The following is a 25023-nucleotide window of genomic DNA, read 5'->3' as shown; positions in this document are numbered from 1 at the left end:
CCGCCATGCCCCGCACGCCAGACCAGCCGAACCCGCCCGATCTGCCAGCCACCGGCCAGCCAAGCCCTGCCCCCCAGTCCGCGCCCCGCCCCGGCCACCGCCTGGAGCGGGACAGCATGGGCCTTGTGGAAGTGGAGCAGGACCGCCTGTGGGGCGCGCAGACCCAGCGTTCGCTGGACAATTTCCGCATCGGGGCGGACCGCATGCCCCTGGCCGTGGTCCACGCGCTGGCGCGCATCAAGAAGGCCGCCGCGCTGGTCAACCGCGACCTGGGCCTGCTGCCGTCGCCCCCGCCCCATCAGTCGGACCAGCCGGACCAGCCGGGCCTGCCACATATGGCCGAGGCCATCGCCCGCGCCGCCGACGAGGTGTTGGCGGGCCTGCACGACGACCATTTTCCGCTTTCGGTCTGGCAGACCGGCAGCGGCACCCAGACCAACATGAACGTCAACGAGGTGTTGGCCAACCGGGCCACGCAACTGCTGGCGGAAGCGGCGGACACCGGCACCGGGACCGGCAGGGAACAGCCCGCGCCCGAGGGCCATCCCCCCTTCCGAATTCATCCGAATGACCATGTGAACCGCTGCCAGTCGTCCAACGACGCCTTTCCGGCGGCCATGCACCTGGCCGCCGCGCTGGCCCTGCGCGACGACCTGCTGCCCGCCGTGCGCCACCTGCGCGACGCGCTGCGGGCCAAGGCCGCCGCGTGCGCGGACATCGTGAAGATCGGCCGCACCCATTTGCAGGACGCCGTACCCCTGACCCTGGGCGACGAGATGTCCGGCTGGGCGGCGCAACTGGACGCCTGCCTGGAAGGGCTGGACGCGGCCATGCCCCACCTGTGCCGCCTGGCCCTTGGCGGCACCGCCGTAGGCACCGGTCTGAACGCGCACCCCGCCTTCGCGCCGCGCGCCATCGCCCTGCTGGCCGACATGACCGGCCTGCCGCTAACGCCCGCGCCCAACCCCTTCGCCGCGCTGGCCGCCCACGACGGGCTGGTGCTGACCAGCGGCGCGCTGCGCGCGCTGGCCACGGCCCTGCTGAAGATCGCCAATGACGTGCGCTGGCTGGCCTCCGGCCCGCGCTGCGGCATCGGTGAGTTGCGCCTGCCCGAGAACGAGCCCGGCTCGTCCATCATGCCCGGCAAGGTCAACCCCACCCAGTGCGAGGCCCTGACCATGGTGGCCGTGCAGGTCATGGGGCTGGACGCGGCCGTGGGCATGGCCGGGTCGCAGGGCAACTTCGAACTGAACGTGTTCAAGCCGCTGATCATCCACGACGTGCTCACGTCCATGCGCCTGCTGGCCGACGGGTGCCGCTCGTTCGCGGACCACGCCGTGGCGGGCATGCAGCCCGACCGGGAGTCCATCGCCGCGCACGTGGGCCGCTCGCTGATGCTGGTCACGGCCCTGACGCCGGTGGTGGGTTACGACCGGGCGGCGCAGGCGGCGCACCTGGCCCACGTGCGGGGCATCACCCTGCGCGAAGCCTGCCTGGAACTGGGCCTGCTGGACGGCGCGGCCTTCGACGCGGCCGTGGACCCCCTGCGCATGGCCCGGCCGCACAGTGCGGAGGACGCGTAGCCGACGCGGGGAAGACCGGCGTCGTACCGTTGCCCGCTCGCCCGGAGCACTCGCCGCCCGCGAAACGCCGGGAAGAGAACCCTCACCCCGACCCGTGACAGCGCACACTCCCGCGCATCTTGCGCGCTTGTCCGCATCCGGGCATAAGCGCGCCATAGCCCCTCGCAGGGTCCGGCCCGGCAGCCGGACCACGCGGCCCCTCAGGGGGCGGACCGCCAACCCGCCATCCCCGGCCGCGCCACGCCACATCGCATCGCCGTTCCACCGGTACAGGTTCGCCGCCCGCACCGCCGCGCCCATCCCGTATCCATCCGGTACCTATCCGGTATCCATCGGGGCAGGCGGGCATCCATCGCGTCGGCGTGCCGTCATGGCCCGCGCCCGCACGCCGTTCCGCATCCCCGGAACCCGGCACGCGGCGCGTCCGCCGGTCCCGCCAGATGCAGCCACCCCCAGCCGCAGCAACGAGGAAGACAATGGAGACCAAACTGGCCAACCCGGCCCCGCTCGGGCTCATGGGCTTCGGGATGACCACCATCCTGCTCAACATCCACAACGCGGGCTTCTTTCCCATCAGCTCGATGATCCTTGCCATGGGCATCTTCTACGGCGGCATCGCGCAGGTCATCGCGGGCATCATGGAGTTCCGCAAGGGCAACACCTTCGGCACCACGGCGTTCACGTCGTACGGATTCTTCTGGCTGACGCTGGTGGGGCTGATCGTCATGCCCAAACTGGGCTGGGCCGAACCCACCCCGCACGCCTACATGGGCTGTTACCTCGCCATGTGGGGGCTGTTCACCTTCTTCATGTTCCTGGGCACGCTGAAGGGCAAGACCACGCTGAAGTTCATCTTCCTGTCGCTGACCGTGCTTTTCGCCCTGCTGGCCATCCGCGACTTCACCGGCAGCGAGTTGATCGGCACCATCGCCGGGTGGGAAGGGATCGTGTGCGGCGCCAGCGCGTGTTATCTGGCCATGGCCGAAGTGCTGCACGAGCAGTACGGGAAGGTGGTGCTGCCGTATTAGGCGGGAGGGGAGAGGAATGGAGGGGAGGCGTTGTGCCCTGATGGGCGCGGCTTCTGCGAAGACGGTCCCGCCCCGTTGATCACGCCCGGTTTCGTTACGCCTCCGGCGGGCAAGGGGCCATTGAGCGATGGCCCCTTGCATCCCCGCGCTCCAGGGGGGCTTCGCCTCCCCTGGACCCCCGACGTATCCTGCACCGCATTCCTACGCCGCCAGCTTCCCTCCGGCGCAAGCGCCTTCGGGTGATCTGGCGGCGGGAATGCGATGTGCGCCAATCTCCCGCCGACACCATCACACTTAGGGTGCCCTTACCCCAACCCCTGTTGCGACGCATGTGCCGCCGTCAAAGCCCGGCGGCACACACTTCTTCGCACATCACATCTCCGTTGAACGGCCTCGGCACCACTATCGGTTTCACCATGAGGCTTCAGCGCCGCCGTGGGTGTGGCGTGCGCGCCCAAGGAGCCAGTCCGTCTGGCTGCGCGTAGCATGACGCGCTGTTGGTACTGAAACTAATTGGTGCAGGGAACCTGCCACCATCGAGAACGGTGTTCGTTTCATTGAGGCGAGGGCAACCAGTATGCGGCGATACGCGTCCGCAGCCGAAGATCGCCGCCGAGGCCGGGTAAGAGCACCCATGTAAAGTTCAAAGGAAACGTGATGCGCGTAGAAGCGTGTGCCGCCGGGCTTTGACGGCGGCACATGCGTCGCAACGGGGGTGGAGGTAAGAGCGCCCAAGTGGGGTGGAGGCTGCGGGAGATTTGTGCACATCGCATTCCGCCGGGCAGATCGCCCGAAGGCGCTTTGGCCGAGGGAAGCTGCCTGGCGAGGAATGCGGTGCAGGACGAACTTGGGGGGACCAGGGGGGCAGCGCCCCCCGGAGCGCGGGGATGCAAGGGGCCGCCGCTTAGCGGCCCCTTGCCCGCCGGAGGCATAACGAAATCGGGGGGTATCAATCACGCGGGACTGTCTCCGTAGAAGCCGTATCCATCCCGGCACTACCCAACCTCTCCCTATCCCCCTCCTACTCCCCCTTCTTCCTCCAATACGGATTCTGGGTATCCTCGAACGCGGCCAGCGCGGCCGTGGCCCCGCTGCCCACGGCGGTGACGATCTGGCGCACCCCGCCGGTCACGTCGCCCGCCGCGTAGATGCGCGGGATGTTGGTGCGCATGTGGCGGTCCACCTTGATGGAGCCGTCCTTTTCCAGCACCACGCCAAGCTCCGCCGCCTGTTCGGAATTGGGGATGTGCCCGATGGCCACGAACACCCCGTCAAACGGAATCTCGCTCACCTCGCCGGTCTTCACGTTGCGCGCGCGGATGCCCCGCACCACGCCGGTGTCCCCCTGGGCCGGGGCCGTGCCGGGGGCCGCACCCTTCCCGCCCTTTCCTTCCTCTCCCCCGTCCCCCTCATCCACAGGGGCCACGGTGTCGCCCAGAATCTCCTCCACCACGGTATCCCAGATCACCGGAATGGACTCGCGTTCCAGCGAATCCTGCAGGGCCTTCTCGGCCCGGAACCCGTCGCGGCGGTGGATGATGGTCACGTCCGCGCCCAGGTTCTTCAGGTGCAGGGCGTCGGTGAGGGCGGAATTGCCCCCGCCGATCATGGCCACCCGCTTGCCCCGGTACATGAACCCGTCGCACGAGGCGCAGTACGACACCCCCCGGCCGTAGAAGCGGCCCTCGCCCGGCGCGTCCAGCTTGCGCCACTGCGCCCCGGTGGCGAACACCAGCGCCTTGCACAGGTACACGGCCCGGCTGGTGTACACCTCGATGAGCTTGCCGATCTTGATTTCGTGCACGGCCTCGTTCTCGCGCACGGTGGCGTACTGGCGGGCGTGGGCGGAAAGCACCTCCACCAGCTTCAGCCCGGCGATGTCGGTGAAGCCGGGGTAGTTCTCCACCACCGGGGTGACGGTCACCTGCCCGCCCACCACGGCCTTGTCCAGCACCACGGTCTTCATGCCGCTGCGCTCGGCGTAGATGGCGGCGGAAAGGCCCGCCGGACCGGCGCCCAGCACCACCAGGTCGGCCTCCACCACGTCCAGCCCATCGGGGTCGATGCCCAGCGCGCCATGCTCGTGGCCGGGTTCCATGCCGTGCTCGCGCATCAGTTCTTCCGCGCTCTTCAGGGTGACCATTTCCAGGACGAAGCGTTCCTCGGGCAACAGCCCGATGGCCTTGTGCGTGTCGTCGTACTGGGTGTGCGGCACCGAGCCGACGCCGTACTTCCGGGACAGGTCGGGGAACTCGTCGGAATTGACGCACTCCGCCTCCACCAGGCCGGGCCGCTCGATGGCGCACTTGGCCGCGTGCATGAACTGGCCGGGGCAGTACGGGCACCCCGGCGAGGTGAACACCCGCGGCCTGCGCGGCTCCTTCAGTTCGGACAGGATGCGCAGCGAGGTTTCCGTCAGGCCCGACTGGCGCAGCGAAACCAGAAAGATGGATTCCACCAGCGCCCGGCCTTCCTCGCCCAGCGGCGCGCCGGTGAAGCGGATGCGGTAGTCCAGCGCCGGGTCCGCTTCGCCGGTGCCCACGAACATGGTGGGCGACAGGGTGACGTCCAGCCGCCTGGCCTCTTCGGAATCCAGCGCGTGGTGGCGCATGGAAATCTTGTCGATGATCAGCGAAAGGTCTTCGGCGAAGCGGCGGGTGTAGTCGTTGAAGGCGTTCTTCGCGTCGCCGTCGGAGAACACGTCGAGCACCACGGGATTCGGCAGCTTGGCGAACAGCTGGGTCAGCTGAGTGCGCCCGTCCTCGGGGATGAACCAGTCGCGGTCGGCGATATCCTTGCCGGAGGAGTTCGATACGGAGGAGTTCGATACGTCGGGCTTCATGGGGGACTCCTTTGGGTGCTGCGTTGTGGGGCGCGGGCTGTCCGGAAGGCGCGCGGACGCGGTACGCCGGATGCTGCCGGAACCATAGCATGGTGTAGCCATGCGGAACAACACAGGCAAGGGACAAAGCCACGGGCGCGCGACCCCGCGGCATACCCCACGCTCCCCCGGCCCGCCCGGCCCTTGCGTTTCGCGCGGCTTCCCGGCAAAGAGGGGGAACATTTCCCGTCAGGAGACACCCATGAGCAATCCCGTCATTCTGCTGGAGACCTCTTCCGGCGATATCCTCATCGAACTCGACGCCGAAAAGGCCCCGGCCACCGTGGCCAACTTCCTGGGCTACGTGGATTCGGGCTTCTACAAGAACACCATCTTCCACCGGGTCATCAAGGACTTCATGATCCAGGGCGGCGGCCTTTCCGTGCGCATGGAAGAAAAGCCAACCAACACCCCGGTGCGCAACGAGGCCAACAACGGCCTCAAGAACCTGCGCGGCGCCATCGCCATGGCCCGCACGGCCGACCCGCACAGCGCCGCGGCCCAGTTCTTCATCAACACCGTGGACAACCCCGACCTGGACCACACCGAAGAAAGCGCCGAAGGCTGGGGCTACTGCGTGTTCGGCCAGGTCATCGAGGGCATGGACACCGTGGACAAGATCCAGAAGCTGAAGACCAAGCCCCAGGGCATCCACACCGACGCCCCGGCGGACATGGTGGTCATCACCGGCGTGAGCCGCTTCGAATAGCCGCGCCGCAACGTACCGCTCCCGAGAGGGGAGGGGACACCGCCGGGTGTTCCCTCCCCTTTTCCGTTGGCGCACCCCTCACCCGCGCGGGTGTTCGTAATCATGTCCAACTATTTCAGCATTGTGACACGCTTGCGCACACCAGATGTCACCTTCCGGACCTGCCCCCTCCGCGCGCGTGAAAGGCACATGCCATCGGCGGTGACGGTCGCACCGGACCTACGTTCATAATATATCATTTTATTTCAACATGTTTCACCAGAAACGCACACAGCGAACAGCCATTCCGGCTGGCCCCCCATCCCCCTGACCGTACCGGCACCCATCGGTGGCTTGCCGACGGCTTGCCCGTCGCACGCACGCAAAAGCGCACCGCCCCCCTTGGGGAACGGCGCGCCATATCAAAATTATTATTGTGATTTCTAGATGTTGGGCATGTTCTGCACATCCAGCGTGGCCAGGTCGCCGTCACCGTCCAGATAGGGGCGGATGGCGTCCATCTGGCGGCGGAAGTCGGGCAGCAGCTTGCGGGCCACGGGTTCCGCGCGGGGGCTGATGTTCTTGGTGGGGTTGATGAACTTGCCGTCCTTCTTCAGGCGGAAGTCCAGGTGCGGCCCGGTGGCCCAGCCCGTGGCGCCCACGTAGCCGATGACGTCGCCCTGCTTCACCGTGGCGCCCTTGCGCACCCCCCGCGCAAAGCCGGAAAGGTGCCCGTAGTAGCTTTCGTAGCCGTTGGCGTGACGCAGGATGATCAGGTTGCCGTACCCGTTGCCCCACCCGGCGGAGGACACCACCCCGTTGCCCACGGCCTTGACCGGGGTGCCGGTGGGTGCGGCGTAGTCCACGCCCTGGTGCGGCCGCACGTCGCGGAAGATGGGGTGCTTGCGGGTCATGGTGTACCCGCTGGAGATGCGGGTGAACGACAGGGGGGCCTTCAGGAAGGAACGGCGCATGGAAGCGCCCTCCGGATTGTAGTACTGCGGAAAGCCCAGGTCGTCGTGGAACAGGTAGGCGCGGTGGGTCTGGTCCTGGTTGGTGAAGATGGCGGCCAGCACCCGTCCGTAGCCCTTGAATTCGCCCTCGCGGAAGCGCTTTTCCACCAGCACGGTGAAGCTGTCGCCCTCGCGGATGTCGCGGATGAAGTCCACTTCCCAGCCGAAGATGTCCGCCAGGCGGATAGCCAGGGTGGGCGATTCGCCCGCGTCGGCCACGGACTGGAACAGGTTGGACTCGATGACGCCCTCGACGCGGACCACGTCCACGTCGTACGTGATGGGCTCCACCCTGGCGGCAAAGGAATCGTCGGTCTTGCTGACGATGAGCTTTTGCGAGTTGTCGATCTCGTACTCGAAGCGCTCGATGCCGCCCACGCTGGCGTTGGCCACCACGGTGTACGGCTGCCCGGCGCGCAGCTTGGCCAGCGAATAGACCTTCTCGCACGCGGTGACCATGGTGTGCACGTCCACCGAGGACAGCCATTCCTGCAATATCTTGGCCGCCGTGTCCCCGGAGGAGACAACCCCCTGCACCACCTCGGGTGGGCCGTCTGCGCCATTCGGGCCGTCCGGGCCGCCGTCCGCACGCAGTTCCGGGGGCAGCTGCCCGCCCGGCATGGTGGCGTTGCAGTCCGCCGCCGTGGTTTCGGCGGGTGTTTCGGTGGCCTGCTGCCCGCGCCGCAACACGAACGGCGCGGCGACCAGCAACAGGATGACCAGCAGGACGATTCCGGAACGCTTGGCGGAAGGCAACTGCATGAAACCTCGTGCGATGGGGCAGACCCGGGAGCCGACCGGAACCAATCGAAACTGGCCGTAACTTGCCGAAACTGGCGGCCACGGCGCGTGGATGGGGTCGGGCGGTCTGCGCTTCGGTGATGGGGTGGCCCCGCGCCGTGCGGGTCCGGTCCACCGGATTGCCCCTTCGACACGGGGAACCGGGGTGGCCGGTGATGGGTGGCGCGCGCCGGGAGTGCCGGGGCGGCCACTGGGGCGCCCAAGGGGCGCCTTGCCGCGCGCACGGCACGGAAGGCAATGGGGGCGCGCCCTCAGGGGACGGGCGGGTCCAGCCGCAAGGGACCGGCCAACCCTAGCCGCGCCGTGGGGAATTGTCCAGACGGCCGACGGATTCTGCACATGGTTGCACAAACGGCATCTGCGGCGCGAAACCGGACCAACCCGGGCCGGGATGCGAAACCGCACGCAACGGGCTTCTGCGGGGGCGTGGCGCGGCAAATCCGGCATGCCCCGCGCCGGTTCTGCTCCGGTTCGCGCCAATCCCGCGCGAAAGCGCACGGCTCCCGTCCCTCGCGCAAGACCCCTCGCTCCGCGCCGGGCGTGCGCCTCCTCGGTCCCGCCGCGTCCGGTGGAGCGCCCGGCCTTGTTCCGGTTCGATGAATATGATAATGATGCGCACTTGGGCCACGGCAATCCGCCGTCATCCATCGCTCCCGCGCACACGGGCATGCGAGGGGGACGGCACGCGCCGCCGGCGGCCCGCATTCCCGTACCCGCAAGCCCGGTCCGCCGGGTTCCACACAGGACCGATCCACCGCCCGTGCTGAAGAAAGCCCTGCGCCAACACCTCCAGCAGACCTGCCAGGAGCAGGATCTGCGCCAGTGGTACGACCCGCTGGCCATCACCCTGAGCAAGGACGACAAGCGGCTGGCCGTCCAGTTTCCGCACCCGTTCTTCGCCCAGTGGTTTTCGGCCACGGCGCAGGTGACCTTCGAATCGCGGCTGCGCGAATTCCTGGGCGACGGCTACGTGCTGCACTACACCTCGGGCAACGGCGGTTCGGCCCAGGCGGCCCCGGCCGTCCGGGCGGCGCGCCAGCTGGACTATCCCTTCGGCCCCCGGTTCACCTTCGACAGCTTCCTGAACAACCGCAAGAACCAGTTTCCCGTGGCCTCGGCCAAGGAAGTGGCCCGCGACGGCCGCGATTCCAGCGACCGGGTGTACAACCCCTTCGTGGTCTGCGGCGGCAGCGGCAACGGCAAGACGCACCTTCTTCGCGCCATCGCCAACGAACTGAGCCGGTCGCGCGACGAAAACGCCATCTTCTGCGGCGCAGTGGACGAACTGGGCACCCGCTTTCCCGGCCTTTCCGCGTCCGGCCCGGCCGCGGCGCAGGAGCGCCAGCAGGCCCGCAGCCGCCTGTGCGCCCACGAAGTGCTGGTGGTGGACGACCTGCAACGGCTGCGCGACCTGCCCTTTCTGCAGGACGAGCTGACCTTCGCCTTCGACCACTTTCACGACAAGGGCAAGCAGATGGTCTTCGCCTGTTCCGGCAAGCTGACCGACCTGGACTTTCTGGCTCCCAAGCTGCGCTCCCGGCTGGAATGGGGGCTGATCGTGGAACTGCGCGAACCGGACCTGGACGTGCGGCTGAAGTTCATCCAGCAGCAGAGCCGCTCGCGCAACATCCAGCTTTCCAAGGAACACTCCCTGACCCTGGCCCAGCGGTTCCGCGAGTTCCGTCACCTCCAGGGCATCCTGATCAAGGTCGGCGCCTACCGCCAGCTGATCAACCGCGACATCCAGGACCGCGAACTGGAGCAGATCCTGCGGCACACCGACGGCGGCAAGGGCACCAGCCTCACGCCCCAGGCGGTCATCGCCGCCACGGCGGAGCAGTTCGGCATCCCCGCCCGCGACATCGTGGGCGACAAGCGCCAGAAGAACATCGTGCAGGCGCGCCAGGTGGCCATGTTCCTGTGCCGCGAACTGCTGGGCAGTTCCTTTCCGGCGCTGGGCCGGGTGTTCGGCGGCAAGGACCATTCCACCGCCATGTACGCCGTGCGAAAAATCAAACAATTGCAGCAAAGTGACAAAGATATGCAACTTCTGGTGACCGACCTCAAACGAAAGTGCCTAACTCGGGCCGAATGAGCCCTCGCCCCCTTTCGGCTGTTCCTTCGGTTCCCGCGCGGTGCATTGTGATGTTCCCGGAAATTTCAATTCATTTCCGTATGTTGAACAGGTTGCGCACTTGGACACAGGCCCTGCTACTACAACAGGAGATCCAGATATGTTTCTGAGAATCCAGAAGGAAGATGTCATCGAAGGCTTGCAGAAGGCCGCCAGCATCATCCCCGCCAAGACGGGCGCGGCCTACCTGCGCTCCATCTGGCTGAAGGCCGAGAACGGTTCGCTCAGCGTGCTGGCCACCGACTCGAACATCGAGTTCCGGGGGGCCTACGCCGCCGACATCGAGCAGCCCGGTCTGGCGGGCGTGCAGGGCCGCGCCTTCGTGGACCTGCTCCGCAAGCTGCCCGGCGGTCAGATCACCCTCAAGCTGGACGGCGAGAGCGGCAACCTGCTCATCGAGCAGGGCCGCCGCAAGTACAAGCTGCCGGTCAACGACCCGGTGTGGTTCCAGAACTTCTCGGAATTCCCGGCCGACGGCTCGGTGATGTGGTCCGGCGACTACCTGCAGGAGCTCATCGAGCGCATCGCCTTCTGCATCAGCGACGAGGACGCGGTGGAGGCCATCGCCTGCCTGTCCCTGAAGCCCGGCGCGCAGAACGCCATCGAGGCCTGCGGCCTGAACGGCCACCAGTTCGCCATGCTGCGCTTCACCCATGACGAACTCATGGCCCTGCTGCCGCCCGAAGGCATCCTGATCCAGAAGAAGTACCTGGGCGAACTCAAGAAGTGGCTGGGCACCGACGAGGTGGAACTGAACATCTCCGAAAAGCGCCTGCACTTCCGCACCGGCGACGGCAAGGAAACCTTCAGCCTGCCGCTGTCGTACTACCAGTACCCCGACTACATGAACTTCCTGGCCAAGCTCTCGGCCGATTCCGTGTCCAGGCTGGAACTGCCCCGCAAGGACGCCATGGACGCCCTGGACCGCCTGCTGATCTTCAACACCGACTCCAACCGCTGCACCTACTTCGACCTGAACGGCAACGGTGGCGCGGGCGAAGTGATGCTCTCCGCCCAGGGGCAGGACGTGGGCTCGGCCACCGAAACCCTGGAAGGCGCCTACAGCGGCGACATCAAGAAGATCGCCTTCCCCACCCGCAACCTCATCGAGATCATGGGCCACTACCGCTCCGAACGCCTGGCCCTGACCCTGACCGGCAGCGAAGGTCCCTGCGGCATCACCGGACCCGACGACAGCGAGTACACCGTGATCATCATGCCCATGAAGATCGTGGAAGAGACGTATTACAGCGAGGAAGAGGTTTAGCTTTTTCTTCGGTGCCTGGTGGAGGTACGGTTTTTTGTGTGCCTCCGGCGGGCAGGGGTTGCCGCCCCTGCACCCTGCAAATGGAGTTTATGACGCGCCGTGCCGGATGCGAGGAATATTCGTGCGCCCCTAGTGTCTCATTTGTGAGACAAGTTCATTAGAGAGTGGGGTGCAGGGGCGGTCGCCCCTGCCCGCCGGAGGCTGAAAAAAATGGCGCGCCGCACGGTTAGAACATCCACAAGTTGGAGACGATCCCAAAGATGACCACTCCCACGGGACAGACCTATACCGCGGACAGCATCACGATCCTCGAGGGTCTTGCCGCTGTCCGCAAGCGCCCCGCCATGTACATCGGGTCCACCGATGCGCGGGGCCTGCATCACCTTGTGTACGAGGTGGTGGACAACTCCATCGACGAGGCCATGGCCGGGTATTGCTCGCGCATCGTGGTCAAGCTGCACCTCGACAACAGCGTGACCGTCAGCGACAACGGGCGCGGCATTCCGGTCGACCTGCACCCCAAGGAGGGCAAGCCCGCGGTGGAGGTCGTCATGACCAAGCTGCACGCGGGCGGCAAGTTCGACAACAACGCCTACAAGGTGTCGGGCGGCCTGCACGGCGTGGGCGTGAGCTGCGTGAACGCGCTGTCGGAATGGCTGGAAGTGACCGTGCGCCGCGACGGCAAGCGCCACCGCATGCGTTTCGCGCGCGGGGCCGCGCAGGGAGCGCTGGAGTTCCTTGGCGAATCGGCCAACCACGGGACCACGGTGCACTTCAAGCCCGACGAGGAGATCTTCGAGACGTTGCAGTTCTCCTACGAGACGCTGCGCAAGCGCTTCGAAGAGCTGGCCTACCTGAACAAGGGGCTGGAAATCGAGTTCACCGACGAGCGCAGCGCGGAAACCCACGTGTTCCGCGCCGACGGCGGCATCCGCCAGTTCGTGAAGGACCTGAACTCCGGCGAGAGCGGCATCCACCCCATCATCGACGGGGAAGGCATGACCGACGGCGTGACCGTGGACTTCGCCCTGCAATACAACGCGGGGTACAAGGAAAACGTGCTCACCTTCGCCAACAACATCCGCACCAAGGAAGGCGGCACGCACCTGGCCGGGTTCAAGACCGCGCTCACCCGCGCCATCAACGGCTACATCAAGAGCCAGCCGGACCTGACCAAGAAGCTCAAGGGCACCGCCCTGTCCGGCGACGACGTGCGCGAAGGGCTGACGTCCGTGGTCTCGGTGAAGCTGCCGCAGCCCCAGTTCGAGGGCCAGACCAAGACCAAGCTCGGCAACAGCGAAATCGCGGGCCTGGTGGCGGGCATCGTGTACGACAAGCTCAACGTGCACTTCGGCGAGAACCCCAAGGACGCCCGCCTGATCATCGACAAGGCCGTGGACGCCGCCCGCGCCCGTGACGCCGCCCGCCGGGCCAAGGAACTGGTGCGCCGCAAGGGCGCGCTGTCCGACAACTCGCTGCCCGGCAAGCTGGCCGACTGCCAGTCCAAGGACCCCGCCGAGTCGGAACTGTTCATCGTGGAAGGCGACTCCGCAGGCGGTTCGGCCAAGCAGGGCCGCGACCCCTCCACCCAGGCCATCCTGCCGCTGCGCGGCAAGATCTTGAACACCGAGCGCACCCGCTTCGACAAGATGCTGGCCAACAAGGAAGTGAAGGCCCTCATTACGGCCATGGGCGCGGGCATCGGCGAGGACGACACCGACTACGACAAGCTGCGCTACCACAAGGTGGTCATCATGACCGACGCCGACGTGGACGGCGCGCACATCCGCACCCTGCTGCTGACCTTCTTCTTCCGGCAGTACCAGGAGCTTATCGACCGGGGCCACCTGTTCATCGCCCAGCCGCCCCTGTACCGGGTGCACAGCAGCCGCTTCGAAAAGTTCATCAAGGACGACCCCGAACTCAACGCCTTCCTGCTGGAACGCATCAGCAACGACATCACCATCCGCACCGAATCGGGCTGCGCCTTCACCGGGCCGGACATCGTCTCGCTCATGAAGGCCATCGAACTGGTCTCCGGCAAGGTGTCCGACGTGGAGAACATCGGCATCGCCCGCGAACTGTTCCTGGCCTTCATAGAGTATCAGACCCGCATCGAACCCCAGTGGTTCACCGAAGAAGACCCCAACGGCCTGCGCCAGTGGCTGGCCGGCCGGGGCTACTCCGTGTCCGCCGAGCATGAGGAAGCCGACGAGGGCAGCCGCACCTTCGTGGTGTTCGAGGACGCCAACGGCCACCGCACCCGCGTGGGCGCCGAGTTCTTCCACTCCAAGATGTACCGCCAGGCCTGGGATGCCCTGGCCGATATCCGCACCCGCTGCGGCAGCCTGCGCTGCTCCGTGGACCGCAAGGGCGAAACCACCGAAGCCGAGGACATCTTCGACCTGTTCCGCATCGTGCTGGACGAGGCCCGCAAGGGCATCAACATCCAGCGCTACAAGGGCCTGGGGGAAATGAACCCGGAACAGCTGTGGGTTACCACCATGAACCCGGAAAACCGCACCCTGCTGCGCGTCAACGTGGACGACGCCGAAGAAGCCAGCGAAGCCTTCGAACAACTCATGGGCGACCGCGTGGAGCCCCGCCGCGAGTTCATCGAGCGCAACGCCCTGTCCGTGCAGGAACTGGATATCTAGGGGAAGTTGCCTATGGGGAATGCGGGGCGCGGCCCCCCACCCCCACCACACCCCCCCCCCCCCCCCCCCCCCCCCCCCCCCCCCCCCCCCCCCCCCCCCCCCCCCCCCCGCCGGAGGCGTAAAAAATATCTGTTCTCCAAGGGCGGCCTCCGCAAGGAACACCGCCCATCGAGAAGCGAGGCAAACCAGTGTCGCAACAGGTCAGCATAGAAAAGGAACTCAGGAAGTCGTACCTCGAGTACTCCCTGAGCGTGATCATCGGCCGCGCCATCCCGGATGCGCGCGACGGCCTGAAGCCGGTGCACCGGCGCATCATGTTCGCCCAGCACGAGCTGGGCAACGGCTACACCCGTCCGCCCAAGAAGTCGGCGCGCGTGGTCGGTGACGTCATCGGCAAGTACCACCCGCACGGCGACTCCGCCGTGTACGACGCCCTGGTCCGCATGGCGCAGGATTTCTCCATGCGCGACCCGCTGGTGGACGGGCAGGGCAACTTCGGCTCCATCGACGGCGACGCCGCGGCGGCCATGCGCTACACCGAAGTGCGCATGTCCCGCTTGGCGGGCGAATTCCTTGCCGACATCGACAAGGAGACGGTGGACTTCCGGCCCAACTACGACAACACCCTGCTCGAACCTTCGGTGCTGCCCACCAAGGTGCCGAACCTCTTGCTGAACGGTTCGTCGGGCATCGCGGTGGGCATGGCCACCAACATCCCGCCGCACAACCTGGGCGAACTGTGCGGGGCCCTGCTGCACATCGTGGACGAGCCGGGTTGCACCGTGGAAGACCTGATGGACCACGTGAAGGGTCCGGACTTCCCCACGGCGGGCTTCGTGTACGCCGGGCAGGGCCTGTACGACGCGTACACCACCGGCCGCGGCACCGTGAAGGTGCGCGGCCGGGTGGAGATAGAAGAGCGCAAGAAGGGCCTGCAAGCCATCGTCATTCGGGAAATTCCCTTCGCGCTGAACAAGTCGGGCCTAGTGGAGAAGATCGCGGCGCTGGTCAACGAGCGCAAGATCGACGGCGTGGCCGACCTGCGCGACGAATCGGACCGCAAGGGCATCCGCGTGGTCGTCGACCTCAAGCGCGGCACCATCCCGGACATCGTGGTCAACGCGCTGTACAAGTACACGCCGCTGGAAAGCTCGTTCGGCATCAACATGCTGGCCGTGGTGGGCAACCGCCCGCAGCTGCTGAACCTGAAGCAGGCGCTGGAAATCTTCCTCGAACACCGGCGCGAGGTGATCATCCGCCGCACCCGGTACGACCTGCGCAAGGCCGAGGCGCGCGCCCACATCCTGGAAGGCCTGCGCATCGCCCTCGACAACATCGACGAGGTCGTCGCCCTGATCCGCGCGTCCAAGACGCCGCAGGACGCCAAGGATGCCTTGATGGGCCGCTTCGACCTGTCCGAGGCGCAGGCCCAGGCCATCCTGGACATGCGCTTGCAGCGCCTGACCAACCTCGAACACGAAAAACTGGTCGAGGAATACAACGAACTGCTCAAGAAGATCGAGTTCTTCAAGTCCGTGCTGGAAAACCCCGAAGTGCTGCGCTCGGTCATCCGCGAGGAAATCAGCGAACTGCGCGGCACCTTCGCCACCAAGCGCCGCACCGAAGTGCTGGAAGAAGAACTGGACGGCATCGACATCGAGGACCTCATCCCCGACGAGGACGTGGTCATCACCCTGTCGCGCCGCGGCTACATCAAGCGCACCACGCTGGACAACTACCAGCAGCAGCGCCGGGGCGGAAAGGGCATCGCCGGGGTGCACACCTCGGAAGACGACTTCGTGCAGGACTTCCTGACCACCACCAACCACCAGTACCTGCTGCTGTTCACCAACCATGGCCGCATGCACCAGATCAAGGTGCACCGCGTGCCCGAGGGCAGCCGCACGGCCAAGGGCGTGCACATCGCCAACCTGGTCCAGCTGGACAAGGACGAACTGGTCACCAACGTGCTCACCGTGCGCGAGTTCGCCGAGGACCGGTACTTCCTGTTCGTGACCCGGCGCGGCATGGTCAAGCGCTCCAGCGCATCGCTGTACGCCAAGTGCCGCAAGACCGGGCTCATCGCCGTGGGCCTGCGCCCCGACGACGAGCTGATCATGGTGCGCGAGGTGGACGAGCACTGCCACATCGTGCTCACCACGGGCGACGGCATGGCCATCCGCTTCCAGTGCGAGGACGTGCGGCCCATGGGCCGCAGCGCCACCGGGGTCAAGGGCATCGCCCTGCGCGGCAAGGACCGCGTGGTGGCCTGCGTCATCCTGGCGGAGGAAGACACCACCTCCATGATCATGTCCGTATCCGCCAACGGCTTCGGCAAGCGCACCAAGGCCGACCTGTACCGCGTGCAGTCGCGCGGCGGCGTGGGGGTCAAGAACTTCAAGGTCACCCCCAAGACCGGCGAGGTCATCGGCGCCATGCCCGTGCGCGACGATGACGCCCTGGTCCTGCTCACCTCCACCAACAAGATCCTGCGCATGGGCCTCACCGACGTGCGCAGCGTGGGCCGCGCCACCCAGGGCGTGCGCCTGGTGCGCCTGGACGAAGGCGCCCTCGTGGTCGGCTTCGACCGCATCGACGAACGCGAAGTGGTGGACGGAGAAGAGTAGCCGGGAAGGGAAGAAGAGAAGAGAGAATGAATCGGGGGAGGCGAGGGAAACTTTTGGAAAAGTTTCCCTCGCCTCCCCCGTACCCCCTCCACTCCCTTCAAAACTTTTTAATAGGTATACCAGTAAGTTCGTTCTCATCCCGAAGGGAACCGGAATACGTATGTTCAACGGCGGTACCGGACCATTCTTGTTTTATGCACCCACCCAATTGAAAAGTTTGGGAGAGGGAGCGGCAGCCGTTACACGAGCGCGTAGCGCGAGTGTTACGGATGGCGACCGCAGAGCGCGGGTACGGGGAGGGAGAACCTTTTTCAAGCGGCAGCCGTTACACGAGCGCGCAGCGCGAGTGTTACGGATGGCGACCGCAGCGCGAAGGTTCTCCCTCCCCGTGCTTTTGTCTTTTATCATGGTCCTTTTTTTCGTCCTTGCCGGTTGCGAGAAGGCGGCACCGCCGGACGACATGGCGGACGCGCGCAAGGCGGCGGGGGAGCGGCGCTACGGCGAGGCGGAAAAGCTGCTGGAGCGGTACCTGCGTTTGAACCCGGAGGGGGAGGAGCGGTGGGAGGCGTGGCAACGCCTGGTGCAGATCACCCTGGACGTGCGCGGTGACGACAAGGCGGCCATGGAACTTCTGGAGGCCATGTACCTTGAGTTCGGCATGGACGGCGACAAGGCGCGCGAGGTCCTGGTGCGGCTGGGCGGGCTGCTGGAGACGGCCCGGCGCTGGGACCGGGCGGCGGACGTGTGGCGCAAGCTGATGGAGGTGCCGGATTTGCCGGGCGACGAGAACGCCCGGACGCACCGGCGGCTGGCGCGCATCCATGCCTCGCGGCGCGAGTTCGGCATTGCGGAGGACGTGCTGCACCAATGCCTGCAATTGAAGGCGGCGGAGGCCCGGCGCGCGGAATGCCTGTACGACCTGGCGGACGTGCAGATGTCCATGGAACACTTTGCGCGCGGGGCGGACCTGGCGCGGCAGATCCTGTCCATGCCCGGCGCGGACAAGGAGTTGAAGGCGCTGGCCGGGTTCCTGCTGGGCGACGCGCTGGAGCAGCAGGGCAGGACCGCCGAGGCCTTGGCCATGTTCGAATCCATCCGCGAGGCGTACCCCAACGAGATGGTGGTGGATACGCGTATCCGCCAGTTGCGCAAGGGGCGTTAGGACGAGCGAAGCGGCCCGCAGAGGCCGCCACGCGGTGCGACCGCCGTTCCCCCGTGAAGGGTGAGCGGCGGTCGCGTCGTTCGGGGCCGGGAATCGGTCTAGGACGCCACCATCACCGTGCACGGCGCGGCGCGCACCACATGCTCGGCGGTGCGGCCCACGTCCGGTTCGTTGGCGTTGCCGGTACCGTGGCGTCCCATGACGATGAGGTCGCAGCACTCGCGCTGGGCCACGCCCAGGATGGTTTCGGCCGCCGGTCCTTCCACGGTGTGTTCCATGTACCGGACCTGATGGTCCTGAAGGATGTCGCGCGCGGGACCCATCCGCTCATGGGCGGACGATGCCGGGTACGCGGCGTACTCCGGTATGGCTCCGGCCCCGCCCGCCGGAAAGGGCAGGGACAGCGAGGGATGCGGGTCGGCGCAGTGCAGAAGGATGACCTCCGCTCCGGTGAGGTTGGCGATGAGGGCGGCGTGGTGCGCCGCGCGGTAGGAACCCTGGGTGCCGTCGATGGCCAGCAGAATGCGTGAAGGCTTGATCATGTCTTCCCCCTGTCCGCCCCTGTTCGGAACCCGGCGGCATGACGGCGCGCGGCAACGCGGCGGCACGCAGGGCCGGGCGAACGGACTTGGCGTAACCATACCCCGTCGGCGGGGGCCGGGCAATGGGGTGGCGGAAAAAATGGCGCTATTGCTTGCTTTGCGGGCGGGTATGGCGGCGTGGAAAACGAAAACGCGGCGCGGGGTTGCCCCTGCGCCGCGCGTGCGTGAGATTTTTTTGAGGAAGTTTAGAATTCGAGGTTGCCGGGCGTACGCGGAAACGGCACCACGTCGCGGATGTTGGCGATGCCGGTCAGCAGCATCAGCAACCGCTCGAAGCCCAGCCCGAAGCCCGCGTGCGGCACGGAGCCGAAGCGCCGCAGGTCCAGGTACCACCAGTAGTCCTCGGGGTTCTGGTTCATCTCGCGGATGCGCGCCTCCAGCACGTCCAGCCGTTCCTCGCGCTGGCTGCCGCCGATCAGTTCGCCGATGCGCGGCACCAGCACGTCCATGGCGGCCACGGTCTCGTTGTCGTCGTTGAGGCGCATGTAGAACGCCTTGATGGACTTCGGGTAGCCGTGGACGATCACCGGCTTGCCGAAGTGCTCCTCGGCCAGGAAGCGCTCGTGCTCGGTCTGGAGGTCCAGCCCGAAGGACACGGGGTAGTCGAACTTCCTGCCGGAGGCTTGCAGCAGTTCGATGGCCTCGCGGTAGGACACCCGGGCGAAGGGCTGGCCCGCGATGGTGCGCAGCCGTTCGATGAGCCCGTTGTCCACGAAGCGGTCGAACAGTTCGATGTCGGCGGCGCAGCGTTCCAGCACGCGGGTGACCACGGTGCGGGTCATGGCCTCGGCCAGTTCCATGTTGTCGTTCAGGTCCGCAAAGGCGAATTCCGGCTCGATCATCCAGAATTCTGCCGCGTGCCGGGCGGTGTTGGAGTTTTCGGCGCGGAAGGTGGGGCCGAAGGTGTACACCTTGCCCAGGCCCATGGCCAACGCCTCGGCCTCCAGCTGGCCGGACACGGTGAGGTTGCATTCCTTGCCGAAGAAGTCGGCCTCGAAGAGGTTGCCCGAGGGCGGCCCCGATGTGCCCGCTGTGCTGGACGTGCCGGATGCGCCCGATGCCGGGAGCAGGGGCAGGGTGGTGACGCGGAACATCTCGCCCGCGCCCTCGCAGTCCGAGCCGGTGAGGATGGGCGTGTGCACGTGGAAGAAGCCGCGCTCGCGGAAGAACTCGTGGATGGCGAAGGCCGCTTCCGACCGGATGCGGAACGCCGCGCCGAACTTGTTGGTGCGCGCGCGCAGGTGGGCGATGGTGCGCAGGAATTCGTCGGAATGGCGCTTCTTCTGCAGCGGGTAGGTTTCCGCGTCGGCCCCGCCCAGCAGGGTCAGGGCGGCGGCGCGCACTTCCCACTTCTGGCCCTTGCCGGGCGATTCCACCAGTTCGCCGCGCACGTCCACGGCGGCGCCGGTGTTCACGTCCTTGATCACGGCGTAGTCGGGCAGGGCTTCGTCCACGATGCACTGGATGTTGGCGAGGCATGAGCCGTCGTTGATTTCGAGGAACGAGAAACCCTTGGCGTCGCGCCGGGTGCGCACCCAGCCGCAGATGCGGATGTGGGCCACGGGGGCCTGCGCGGTAAGGGCATCGGCCACGGGCGTGCGGGCCATGGAACTGGCGGAAGCGGTCATGCGGCGTCTCCTTGGTGGTCGGTGGGCGGCCCGGCGTGTGGTGTGGCGGGCACGGAGCAGGCGCGCGGTGGGCGCGGCGCACGTGCACAGGGTGTACGGTGCAATGGGGGGGCGGTCAACGGGGAGGGGCAGGGGGGTGTGGGGGGAAGGAGAGGGGAGCGCTGGCGTGGGGCGAAAGGAGGCGGGACGCGATGATGGGCAGGAAAAGCGCTTCCGAGATGATGGAACGGCAGGAATTACCCGTGCACAAGAAAAGGATGTTCCTGCGCGCCGCTATTTACGGGCCTCAATGGACAGGCTGACAACGTAGTCCGCTATTTCCTCGCCTTTGGGCAAGGTTTCGGCGACCTGCTTGTACAAGGGGTCGTTCCAGTCCTGCATGTTCCGCACATAGTCGGGCTTGGGCGTCAGGACGATGGACGTGAAGCCGGTCTTTTCCAGCATGGCCCTGGTTTCGTCCACCAGCACCGCCCCGGCCACGCAACCCACCAGAGCCGCCGCCATTTCCCGAACGTCATCCGGCAGGGGCTTCAGGAGGGCCAGGTCGGAAACGGATATCTTGCCGCCCGGTTTCAGGGCGCGGAAGACTTCGCGCCAGACCTGGGGCTTGTCCGGGGAAAGGTTGATGACGCAGTTGGAAAGCACCACGTCGACGCTGGAATCCGGCACAGGCAGATATTCGATCTCGCCAAGGCGAAACTCGACGTTATCCAGGCCGGTGCGCTGCCGGTAGTGCTCGATGTTCTTGCGGGCCTTGGCAAGCATTTCCGGGGTCATGTCCACGCCGATAACCCGCCCGGAGGCTTTCACCTTCTCGCCCGCCTGGAACACGTCAAAGCCGCCGCCGCTGCCGAGGTCAAGCACGGTCTGGCCTTCCCGCAAGGCCGCAATGGCGACGGGGTTGCCACAGGAAAGCCCCATGTTCGCGCCATCCGGCAGGTTGGCAAGGCTTTCCGCGTCATAGCCGATGGCTTTCGCCAGCCTGGTGGGGTCGGCATGTCCGCTGCGCTGGCTGGAACAGCAGCAGGAACGCTGTCCCGTGGCAATGGCCGCGTATCCCGTGCGGACGGTTTCCCTGACGAGTTCGTTTGATTGGTTGTTGTCGGGCGCGCTCATGAACATGTTCTCCGCGTTACGGTTTCTTGTTGTCACGACAGGTCGGCAGAAATTCCGGGGCAATCCCGCTCTCGGCCCGGTAGGTCCGGCACTGGTCAGGGTCGCCGGAACAGCATTCGGTGGTCAGGTAGGCGATTGTTTCCAGCATCAGGGGGATGTTGGCCCTGTACCGCGTGTTGCGGCCTTCGCGCTCCATGCTGGCAAGCCCGCTGTGGACAATGGTTTTCAGGTGAAAGGAAAGGTTGGTTTTCGGGATGTCCAGCATCCGGGCGATTTCCCCGGCGACCAGACCGCCCGGCGCGTATTTGACCAGCAGCCGGAAGATGGAAAGCCGGGCTTCGGACGCCAGGACTTCAAAAACGGTGGTGGCTGTCTTTGTTTCCATTGGATGAATGTTCAACATTAGTTGAACATTGTCAAGAAAAAGTGGGAACACAGAAGGGAAAACCCTTGAGGTTTGCGTCCGACGGAAAATTGTGGTGCTGGTGTCCGGAAGGGTTGACGAGCGGCGGCCATTCTATTATCAGGAAATATTACTGATTAAATTGCAAAGGAGCACACCCATGGAAGATAAGGTTCTGAAAGCCATGAAGGAAGCGGGCAAGCCCGTGCGCCCCGGCGACATCGCCAAGTCCCTCGCCGTGGATTCCAAGGACGTTTCCAAGGCCATCGACGCCCTGAAGAAGGCGGGCAAGATCCACTCGCCCAAGCGCTGCTTCTACGAGCCGGTGGCGTAACGCTCCGGGCAGTGCGCCATGAACGGTTGGTAGCCGCACCTGCCCGCCTCGAAACCCCCGCCGTGTCCCGCAAGGGCAGGGCGGGGGTTTTCCACGCCGATTGTTGACAAACCCGGTGTGCTGGGGCAATGTCTGCTCCGCGCCCGGCCAAGCCGTGCGTCCCAACACGCCTGGGGCTGTAGCTCAGTTGGGAGAGCGCTTGAATGGCATTCAAGAGGTCAGGAGTTCAATTCTCCTCAGCTCCACCAGAAAGGATAAGGGTTCCACAGAGATGTGGAACCCTTTTTCCATTTCGGGATGGCTGCCGCCCCGTTTTCCGCCATGTTCCGGCCCCGTTCCCGCATCGGCTCAATAGGCCGTGAAGGTATCCTTGGGCCGGAAACAGATCGGACACTTCTCGAAATCTTCTCCCTTGTGGATGTACCCACAGATGGGACAAAGGTAGAACTTGTCGTCGTCCGGGGCGTCGAGGTCGTTGTAGGCGTCCAGATAGCGTTCGGCGTGGACCGATTCGGCCAGCTTCGCCCGCGTGAACACGTGGACGGCCTTTGCGTTCCCCTCTTCCTGGGCCTTTTTGATGAAGGCCGGGTACATGTCCGACGTCTCGTAGATCTCGCCATTGGCCCCGGAAATGAGGTTGAGGTCGCACGCCTTGGCGGCGGGGGCGGCCACCGTGGGCTTCTGGTAGCCGGGTTCCATGTCGGCCACCAGGTCGTACTCCAGGCCGATGTGAATCAGTTCGGCTGCCGCCGTGGCCTCGAAAAGGCGGGCGATCTGCGCATAGCCCTGTTCCCTGGCCGCCTTGGCGAAGGCCGTGTATTTCGCGTGTGCGCCGGTTTCACCGGCAATGGCGGCCTTGAGGTTCTCCAGCGTGCTCCCCACGGCGGTCTTGCTGTCTGCCACCATGTTGAAATTGGTTGCATTCTTGACGGTTGGTATCTGCGCGCGAACTTTCATGGATGCATGCTCCTTCTTGTTGGAGGCCGGGTGCGGTATGCGTCCGGGAAGATACCGGAAATCGGCAAGTTCCCGGACTCGGCCCAATACCAGTTACCGTATTTTCTGCTCCCAATCGTTGTGTGCGTCAAGTTCCGGAGCCCGGCCCGCGTTGCGCGGGGCAGGTCCGGCGGGCGCATTGCAGTGCCGCGTGTGTTCACCATGTGTGTCACGCTGTGCATGACCCGCTGAAACCATGCACAGCCCTGCCCGGCATGCGCAGCATGCCAAGGCGGCGAAGCGACGGGGAAGAGTCCTCGGCTCGAAACAATCGGGGCCGGGCACCGCCATGGTGGCGATGCCCGGCCCCGGTCGTTTTCGTGCCTTTTCCACAAGGCGTGGTGCCTTCCAGAGTTGGCGGTCTTGCGGGCGGAGGAACGGGTCGTGCCCTGTAAATCCAGTTAGTTGCCAACAAAATAGCCATGGTCCCGATCTTGCTCATGTGGCGGGCACCTAGGCTGCGCACGGCGCGCGGCCCATGGCGGGGGAGGGCTCCCCCGGCTCCGGATTCCCGCCGGTGGCCTGCCCCGTGCCGGGCCGCCGGAACGACACCGTATCCACACTGCGCAAGGAGATTCACATGGCACAAAAGCGCTGGCTGACCGAGGACAAGCTGGCCCTGATCATGGGGCTGTTCCTCTTCCTGCTGGGCACGCTCAACTTCGCCGGGGTGGACGCCCTGGGCTGGAGCGTGAAGACCAACGTCTGGGTGAGCCCGGACCAGATTTTCAGTTCCGCCACGGGCACCTTCAAGGGCATGCCGGGCTACGTCTGCCTGCTGCTGACCTACCTCTTCGTCACGGTGTTCCTGTCCGTGGGGGTGAAGTTCCTGGGCGGCGACGTGCCCAGGTTCGTCAAGTCGTTCACCGTGGTCTTCTTCGTCAGCGCGGGCTGCTACGCCGTGGGCCACTACGCCGTCATCGCCGCCACCCCCAACCAGGTGGCCAAGCTGGGCATTCCGTGGGCCATGGGCCTGACCGGCGAGGCGGGCTTCATCATCGCCCTGGTGCTGGGCATCGTCATCGGCAACTTCACCCCCGGCCTCGCGGCCGAGCTGAAGGAAGCCCTGCGCCCGGAAATGTACATCAAGATCGCCATCGTCATCCTGGGCGCGGAACTGGGCGTGAAGGCCGTGGACGCCCTGGGCCTGGCCTCTTCGGTCATTTTCCGAGGGCTGTGCGCCATCGTTGAAGCCTACCTGATCTACTGGGCTCTCGTGTATTACGTGGCCAGAAAGCACTTCAAGTTCAGCCGTGAATGGTCGGCCCCGCTGGCCTCGGGCATCTCCATCTGCGGCGTGTCGGCGGCCATCGCCACCGGCGGCGCCACCCGCGCCCGCCCCGTGGTGCCCATCATGGTGTCGTCGCTGGTGGTGGTGTTCACCTGCATCGAAATGCTCATCCTGCCCTTCGTGGCGCAGTGGGGCCTGTCGTCCGAACCCATGGTGGCCGGGGCCTGGATGGGCCTGGCCGTCAAGAGCGACGGCGGCGCCATCGCCTCCGGCGCCATCACCGACGCCCTGATCCGCGCCAAGCTGGTGGCCGACACCGGCATCCAGTACCAGGAAGGCTGGATCACCATGGCGGCCACCACCATCAAGATCTTCATCGACGTGTTCATCGGCATCTGGTCGTTCATCCTGGCCATGGTCTGGAGCGCGTTCATCGACCGCAAGCCGGGCGAACGCATGAAGTTCAGCGAAGTGCTCGACCGCTTCCCCCGTTTCGTGCTGGGCTACGTGATCACCTTCCTGATCATGCTGGCCCTGTGCGCCAGCGGGCCGGAACTGCTGAAGTTCGGCAAGGCCACCATCGCGGGCACCAACACCTTCCGCGGCCTGTTCTTCCTGATGACCTTCTTCACCATCGGCCTCGTCTCCAACTTCAAGAAGCTGTGGGCCGAAGGCATCGGCCGCCTGGCCGCCGTGTACGTGGTGTGCCTGTTCGGGTTCATCATCTGGATCGGCCTGTTCATCTCGTGGCTGTTCTTCCATGGCGTGATGCCGCCTGTCGCCTCTTAACGGTGACAGCCCCTGACGGCAGCCTGAACGAACGATTCCGAACCGTTGGGCCGCGCCCGGCGCGGCATACGCACAAGGAGCTT

Annotated in this window: 18 protein-coding genes and 1 tRNA gene; 11 read left to right on the top strand and 8 right to left on the bottom strand. The window is 65.9% G+C overall.

Translation table 11 applies throughout. The annotated features are described in order from the left end of the window. Positions 1-5 precede the first annotated feature (5 nt). A complete protein-coding gene (fumC, locus tag V6B97_RS06080) occupies positions 6-1583 on the top strand; it encodes a class II fumarate hydratase (protein ID WP_333505600.1) in 1578 nt (525 codons plus the stop codon). Between the two features lie 476 nt (positions 1584-2059). Continuing rightward, positions 2060-2611, top strand: coding sequence for an acetate uptake transporter (locus tag V6B97_RS06075; protein WP_333505599.1), 552 nt, complete (start codon positions 2060-2062; stop codon positions 2609-2611). 1021 nt (positions 2612-3632) lie between these two features. Here the strand turns inward: V6B97_RS06075 and V6B97_RS06070 are convergent. After that, positions 3633-5453, bottom strand: coding sequence for an FAD-dependent oxidoreductase (locus V6B97_RS06070; protein ID WP_333505598.1), 1821 nt, complete (start codon positions 5451-5453; stop codon positions 3633-3635). A gap of 241 nt (positions 5454-5694) precedes the next feature. Between V6B97_RS06070 and V6B97_RS06065 the strand changes: the two genes are divergently transcribed. After that, positions 5695-6201: a peptidylprolyl isomerase gene (locus V6B97_RS06065; protein WP_333505597.1), complete on the top strand. Its 507-nt coding sequence runs from the start codon at positions 5695-5697 to the stop codon at positions 6199-6201. A gap of 422 nt (positions 6202-6623) precedes the next feature. On the opposite strand, the gene V6B97_RS06060 is transcribed toward V6B97_RS06065, so the two are convergent. Next, entirely contained in the window at positions 6624-7955 is a 1332-nt protein-coding gene (locus V6B97_RS06060; protein ID WP_333505596.1) for a M23 family metallopeptidase, read from the bottom strand. A gap of 799 nt (positions 7956-8754) precedes the next feature. Here V6B97_RS06060 and V6B97_RS06055 point away from each other — a divergent pair. The 5 genes from V6B97_RS06055 to V6B97_RS06035 all read left to right on the top strand — a co-directional run bounded on the left by V6B97_RS06055 (position 8755) and on the right by V6B97_RS06035 (position 17841). After that, complete coding sequence (locus V6B97_RS06055; RefSeq protein WP_333505595.1) at positions 8755-10089, top strand: DnaA ATPase domain-containing protein; 1335 nt, start codon at positions 8755-8757, stop codon at positions 10087-10089. 139 nt (positions 10090-10228) lie between these two features. After that, positions 10229-11395 carry a DNA polymerase III subunit beta gene (dnaN, locus tag V6B97_RS06050; protein ID WP_333505594.1) on the top strand — a complete coding sequence of 389 codons (1167 nt, stop codon included), beginning with the start codon at positions 10229-10231 and terminating at the stop codon, positions 11393-11395. Positions 11396-11655: 260 nt separating this feature from the next. Continuing rightward, positions 11656-14052 (top strand): DNA topoisomerase (ATP-hydrolyzing) subunit B, encoded by a 2397-nt coding sequence (gene gyrB, locus V6B97_RS06045; RefSeq protein WP_333505593.1) that lies wholly within the window; start codon positions 11656-11658, stop codon positions 14050-14052. A 188-nt stretch (positions 14053-14240) separates the two neighbouring features. Then, complete coding sequence (gyrA, locus tag V6B97_RS06040) at positions 14241-16679, top strand: DNA gyrase subunit A (protein ID WP_333505592.1); 2439 nt, start codon at positions 14241-14243, stop codon at positions 16677-16679. Between the two features lie 460 nt (positions 16680-17139). Then, positions 17140-17841 carry a tetratricopeptide repeat protein gene (locus V6B97_RS06035; protein ID WP_333505591.1) on the top strand — a complete coding sequence of 234 codons (702 nt, stop codon included), beginning with the start codon at positions 17140-17142 and terminating at the stop codon, positions 17839-17841. A 98-nt stretch (positions 17842-17939) separates the two neighbouring features. Here V6B97_RS06035 and V6B97_RS06030 read toward each other — a convergent pair whose 3' ends face one another. The 5 genes from V6B97_RS06030 to V6B97_RS06015 all read right to left on the bottom strand — a co-directional run bounded on the left by V6B97_RS06030 (position 17940) and on the right by V6B97_RS06015 (position 21590). Further along, on the bottom strand, positions 17940-18383 hold the full coding sequence (locus V6B97_RS06030) for a universal stress protein (protein ID WP_333505590.1): 444 nt from the start codon (positions 18381-18383) through the stop codon (positions 17940-17942). Positions 18384-18628: 245 nt separating this feature from the next. Further along, a complete protein-coding gene (gene asnS / locus V6B97_RS06025) occupies positions 18629-20050 on the bottom strand; it encodes an asparagine--tRNA ligase (protein ID WP_333505641.1) in 1422 nt (473 codons plus the stop codon). A gap of 136 nt (positions 20051-20186) precedes the next feature. Beyond that, entirely contained in the window at positions 20187-20321 is a 135-nt protein-coding gene (locus tag V6B97_RS17410; RefSeq protein WP_442935466.1) for a hypothetical protein, read from the bottom strand. Positions 20322-20344: 23 nt separating this feature from the next. Beyond that, positions 20345-21187, bottom strand: a complete 843-nt coding sequence (gene arsM, locus V6B97_RS06020; protein ID WP_333505589.1) for an arsenite methyltransferase — start codon at positions 21185-21187, stop codon at positions 20345-20347. 16 nt (positions 21188-21203) lie between these two features. Then, complete coding sequence (locus V6B97_RS06015) at positions 21204-21590, bottom strand: ArsR/SmtB family transcription factor (protein ID WP_333505588.1); 387 nt, start codon at positions 21588-21590, stop codon at positions 21204-21206. A 160-nt stretch (positions 21591-21750) separates the two neighbouring features. Here V6B97_RS06015 and V6B97_RS06010 point away from each other — a divergent pair, with 160 nt between their 5' ends. Continuing rightward, the gene (locus V6B97_RS06010; protein WP_333505587.1) at positions 21751-21924 is read left to right on the top strand and encodes a transcriptional regulator; all 174 of its coding nucleotides are present in this window, start codon (positions 21751-21753) and stop codon (positions 21922-21924) included. Between the two features lie 172 nt (positions 21925-22096). Then, a tRNA-Ala gene (locus tag V6B97_RS06005) sits at positions 22097-22172 on the top strand. A gap of 100 nt (positions 22173-22272) precedes the next feature. Here the strand turns inward: V6B97_RS06005 and ngr are convergent. Next, a complete protein-coding gene (gene ngr, locus V6B97_RS06000) occupies positions 22273-22881 on the bottom strand; it encodes a nigerythrin (protein WP_333505586.1) in 609 nt (202 codons plus the stop codon). A 619-nt stretch (positions 22882-23500) separates the two neighbouring features. Between ngr and V6B97_RS05995 the strand changes: the two genes are divergently transcribed. Then, positions 23501-24940, top strand: coding sequence for a putative sulfate exporter family transporter (locus tag V6B97_RS05995; protein ID WP_333505585.1), 1440 nt, complete (start codon positions 23501-23503; stop codon positions 24938-24940). Positions 24941-25023: the final 83 nt, after the last annotated feature.

This window comes from Nitratidesulfovibrio sp. 1201_IL3209 (assembly GCF_036763125.1).
In the GTDB taxonomy this organism is placed as follows: domain Bacteria; phylum Desulfobacterota; class Desulfovibrionia; order Desulfovibrionales; family Desulfovibrionaceae; genus Cupidesulfovibrio.
Note: the sequence above shows the minus strand (reverse complement) of the source record. Positions and strands in the feature narration are given on the sequence as shown.

Excerpts from the sequence above, each read along its gene's own strand:
- fumC (WP_333505600.1), top strand. The coding sequence starts at position 6 with ATGCCCCGCACGCCAGACCAGCCGAACCCGCCCGATCTGCCAGCCACC.
- V6B97_RS06075 (WP_333505599.1), top strand. The coding sequence starts at position 2,060 with ATGGAGACCAAACTGGCCAACCCGGCCCCGCTCGGGCTCATGGGCTTC.
- V6B97_RS06070 (WP_333505598.1), bottom strand. The coding sequence starts at position 5,453 with ATGAAGCCCGACGTATCGAACTCCTCCGTATCGAACTCCTCCGGCAAG.
- V6B97_RS06065 (WP_333505597.1), top strand. The coding sequence starts at position 5,695 with ATGAGCAATCCCGTCATTCTGCTGGAGACCTCTTCCGGCGATATCCTC.
- V6B97_RS06060 (WP_333505596.1), bottom strand. The coding sequence starts at position 7,955 with ATGCAGTTGCCTTCCGCCAAGCGTTCCGGAATCGTCCTGCTGGTCATC.
- dnaN (WP_333505594.1), top strand. The coding sequence starts at position 10,229 with ATGTTTCTGAGAATCCAGAAGGAAGATGTCATCGAAGGCTTGCAGAAG.
- gyrB (WP_333505593.1), top strand. The coding sequence starts at position 11,656 with ATGACCACTCCCACGGGACAGACCTATACCGCGGACAGCATCACGATC.
- V6B97_RS06035 (WP_333505591.1), top strand. The coding sequence starts at position 17,140 with ATGGCGGACGCGCGCAAGGCGGCGGGGGAGCGGCGCTACGGCGAGGCG.
- V6B97_RS06030 (WP_333505590.1), bottom strand. The coding sequence starts at position 18,383 with ATGATCAAGCCTTCACGCATTCTGCTGGCCATCGACGGCACCCAGGGT.
- asnS (WP_333505641.1), bottom strand. The coding sequence starts at position 20,050 with ATGGCCCGCACGCCCGTGGCCGATGCCCTTACCGCGCAGGCCCCCGTG.
- arsM (WP_333505589.1), bottom strand. The coding sequence starts at position 21,187 with ATGAGCGCGCCCGACAACAACCAATCAAACGAACTCGTCAGGGAAACC.
- V6B97_RS06015 (WP_333505588.1), bottom strand. The coding sequence starts at position 21,590 with ATGTTGAACATTCATCCAATGGAAACAAAGACAGCCACCACCGTTTTT.
- V6B97_RS06010 (WP_333505587.1), top strand. The coding sequence starts at position 21,751 with ATGGAAGATAAGGTTCTGAAAGCCATGAAGGAAGCGGGCAAGCCCGTG.
- ngr (WP_333505586.1), bottom strand. The coding sequence starts at position 22,881 with ATGAAAGTTCGCGCGCAGATACCAACCGTCAAGAATGCAACCAATTTC.
- V6B97_RS05995 (WP_333505585.1), top strand. The coding sequence starts at position 23,501 with ATGGCACAAAAGCGCTGGCTGACCGAGGACAAGCTGGCCCTGATCATG.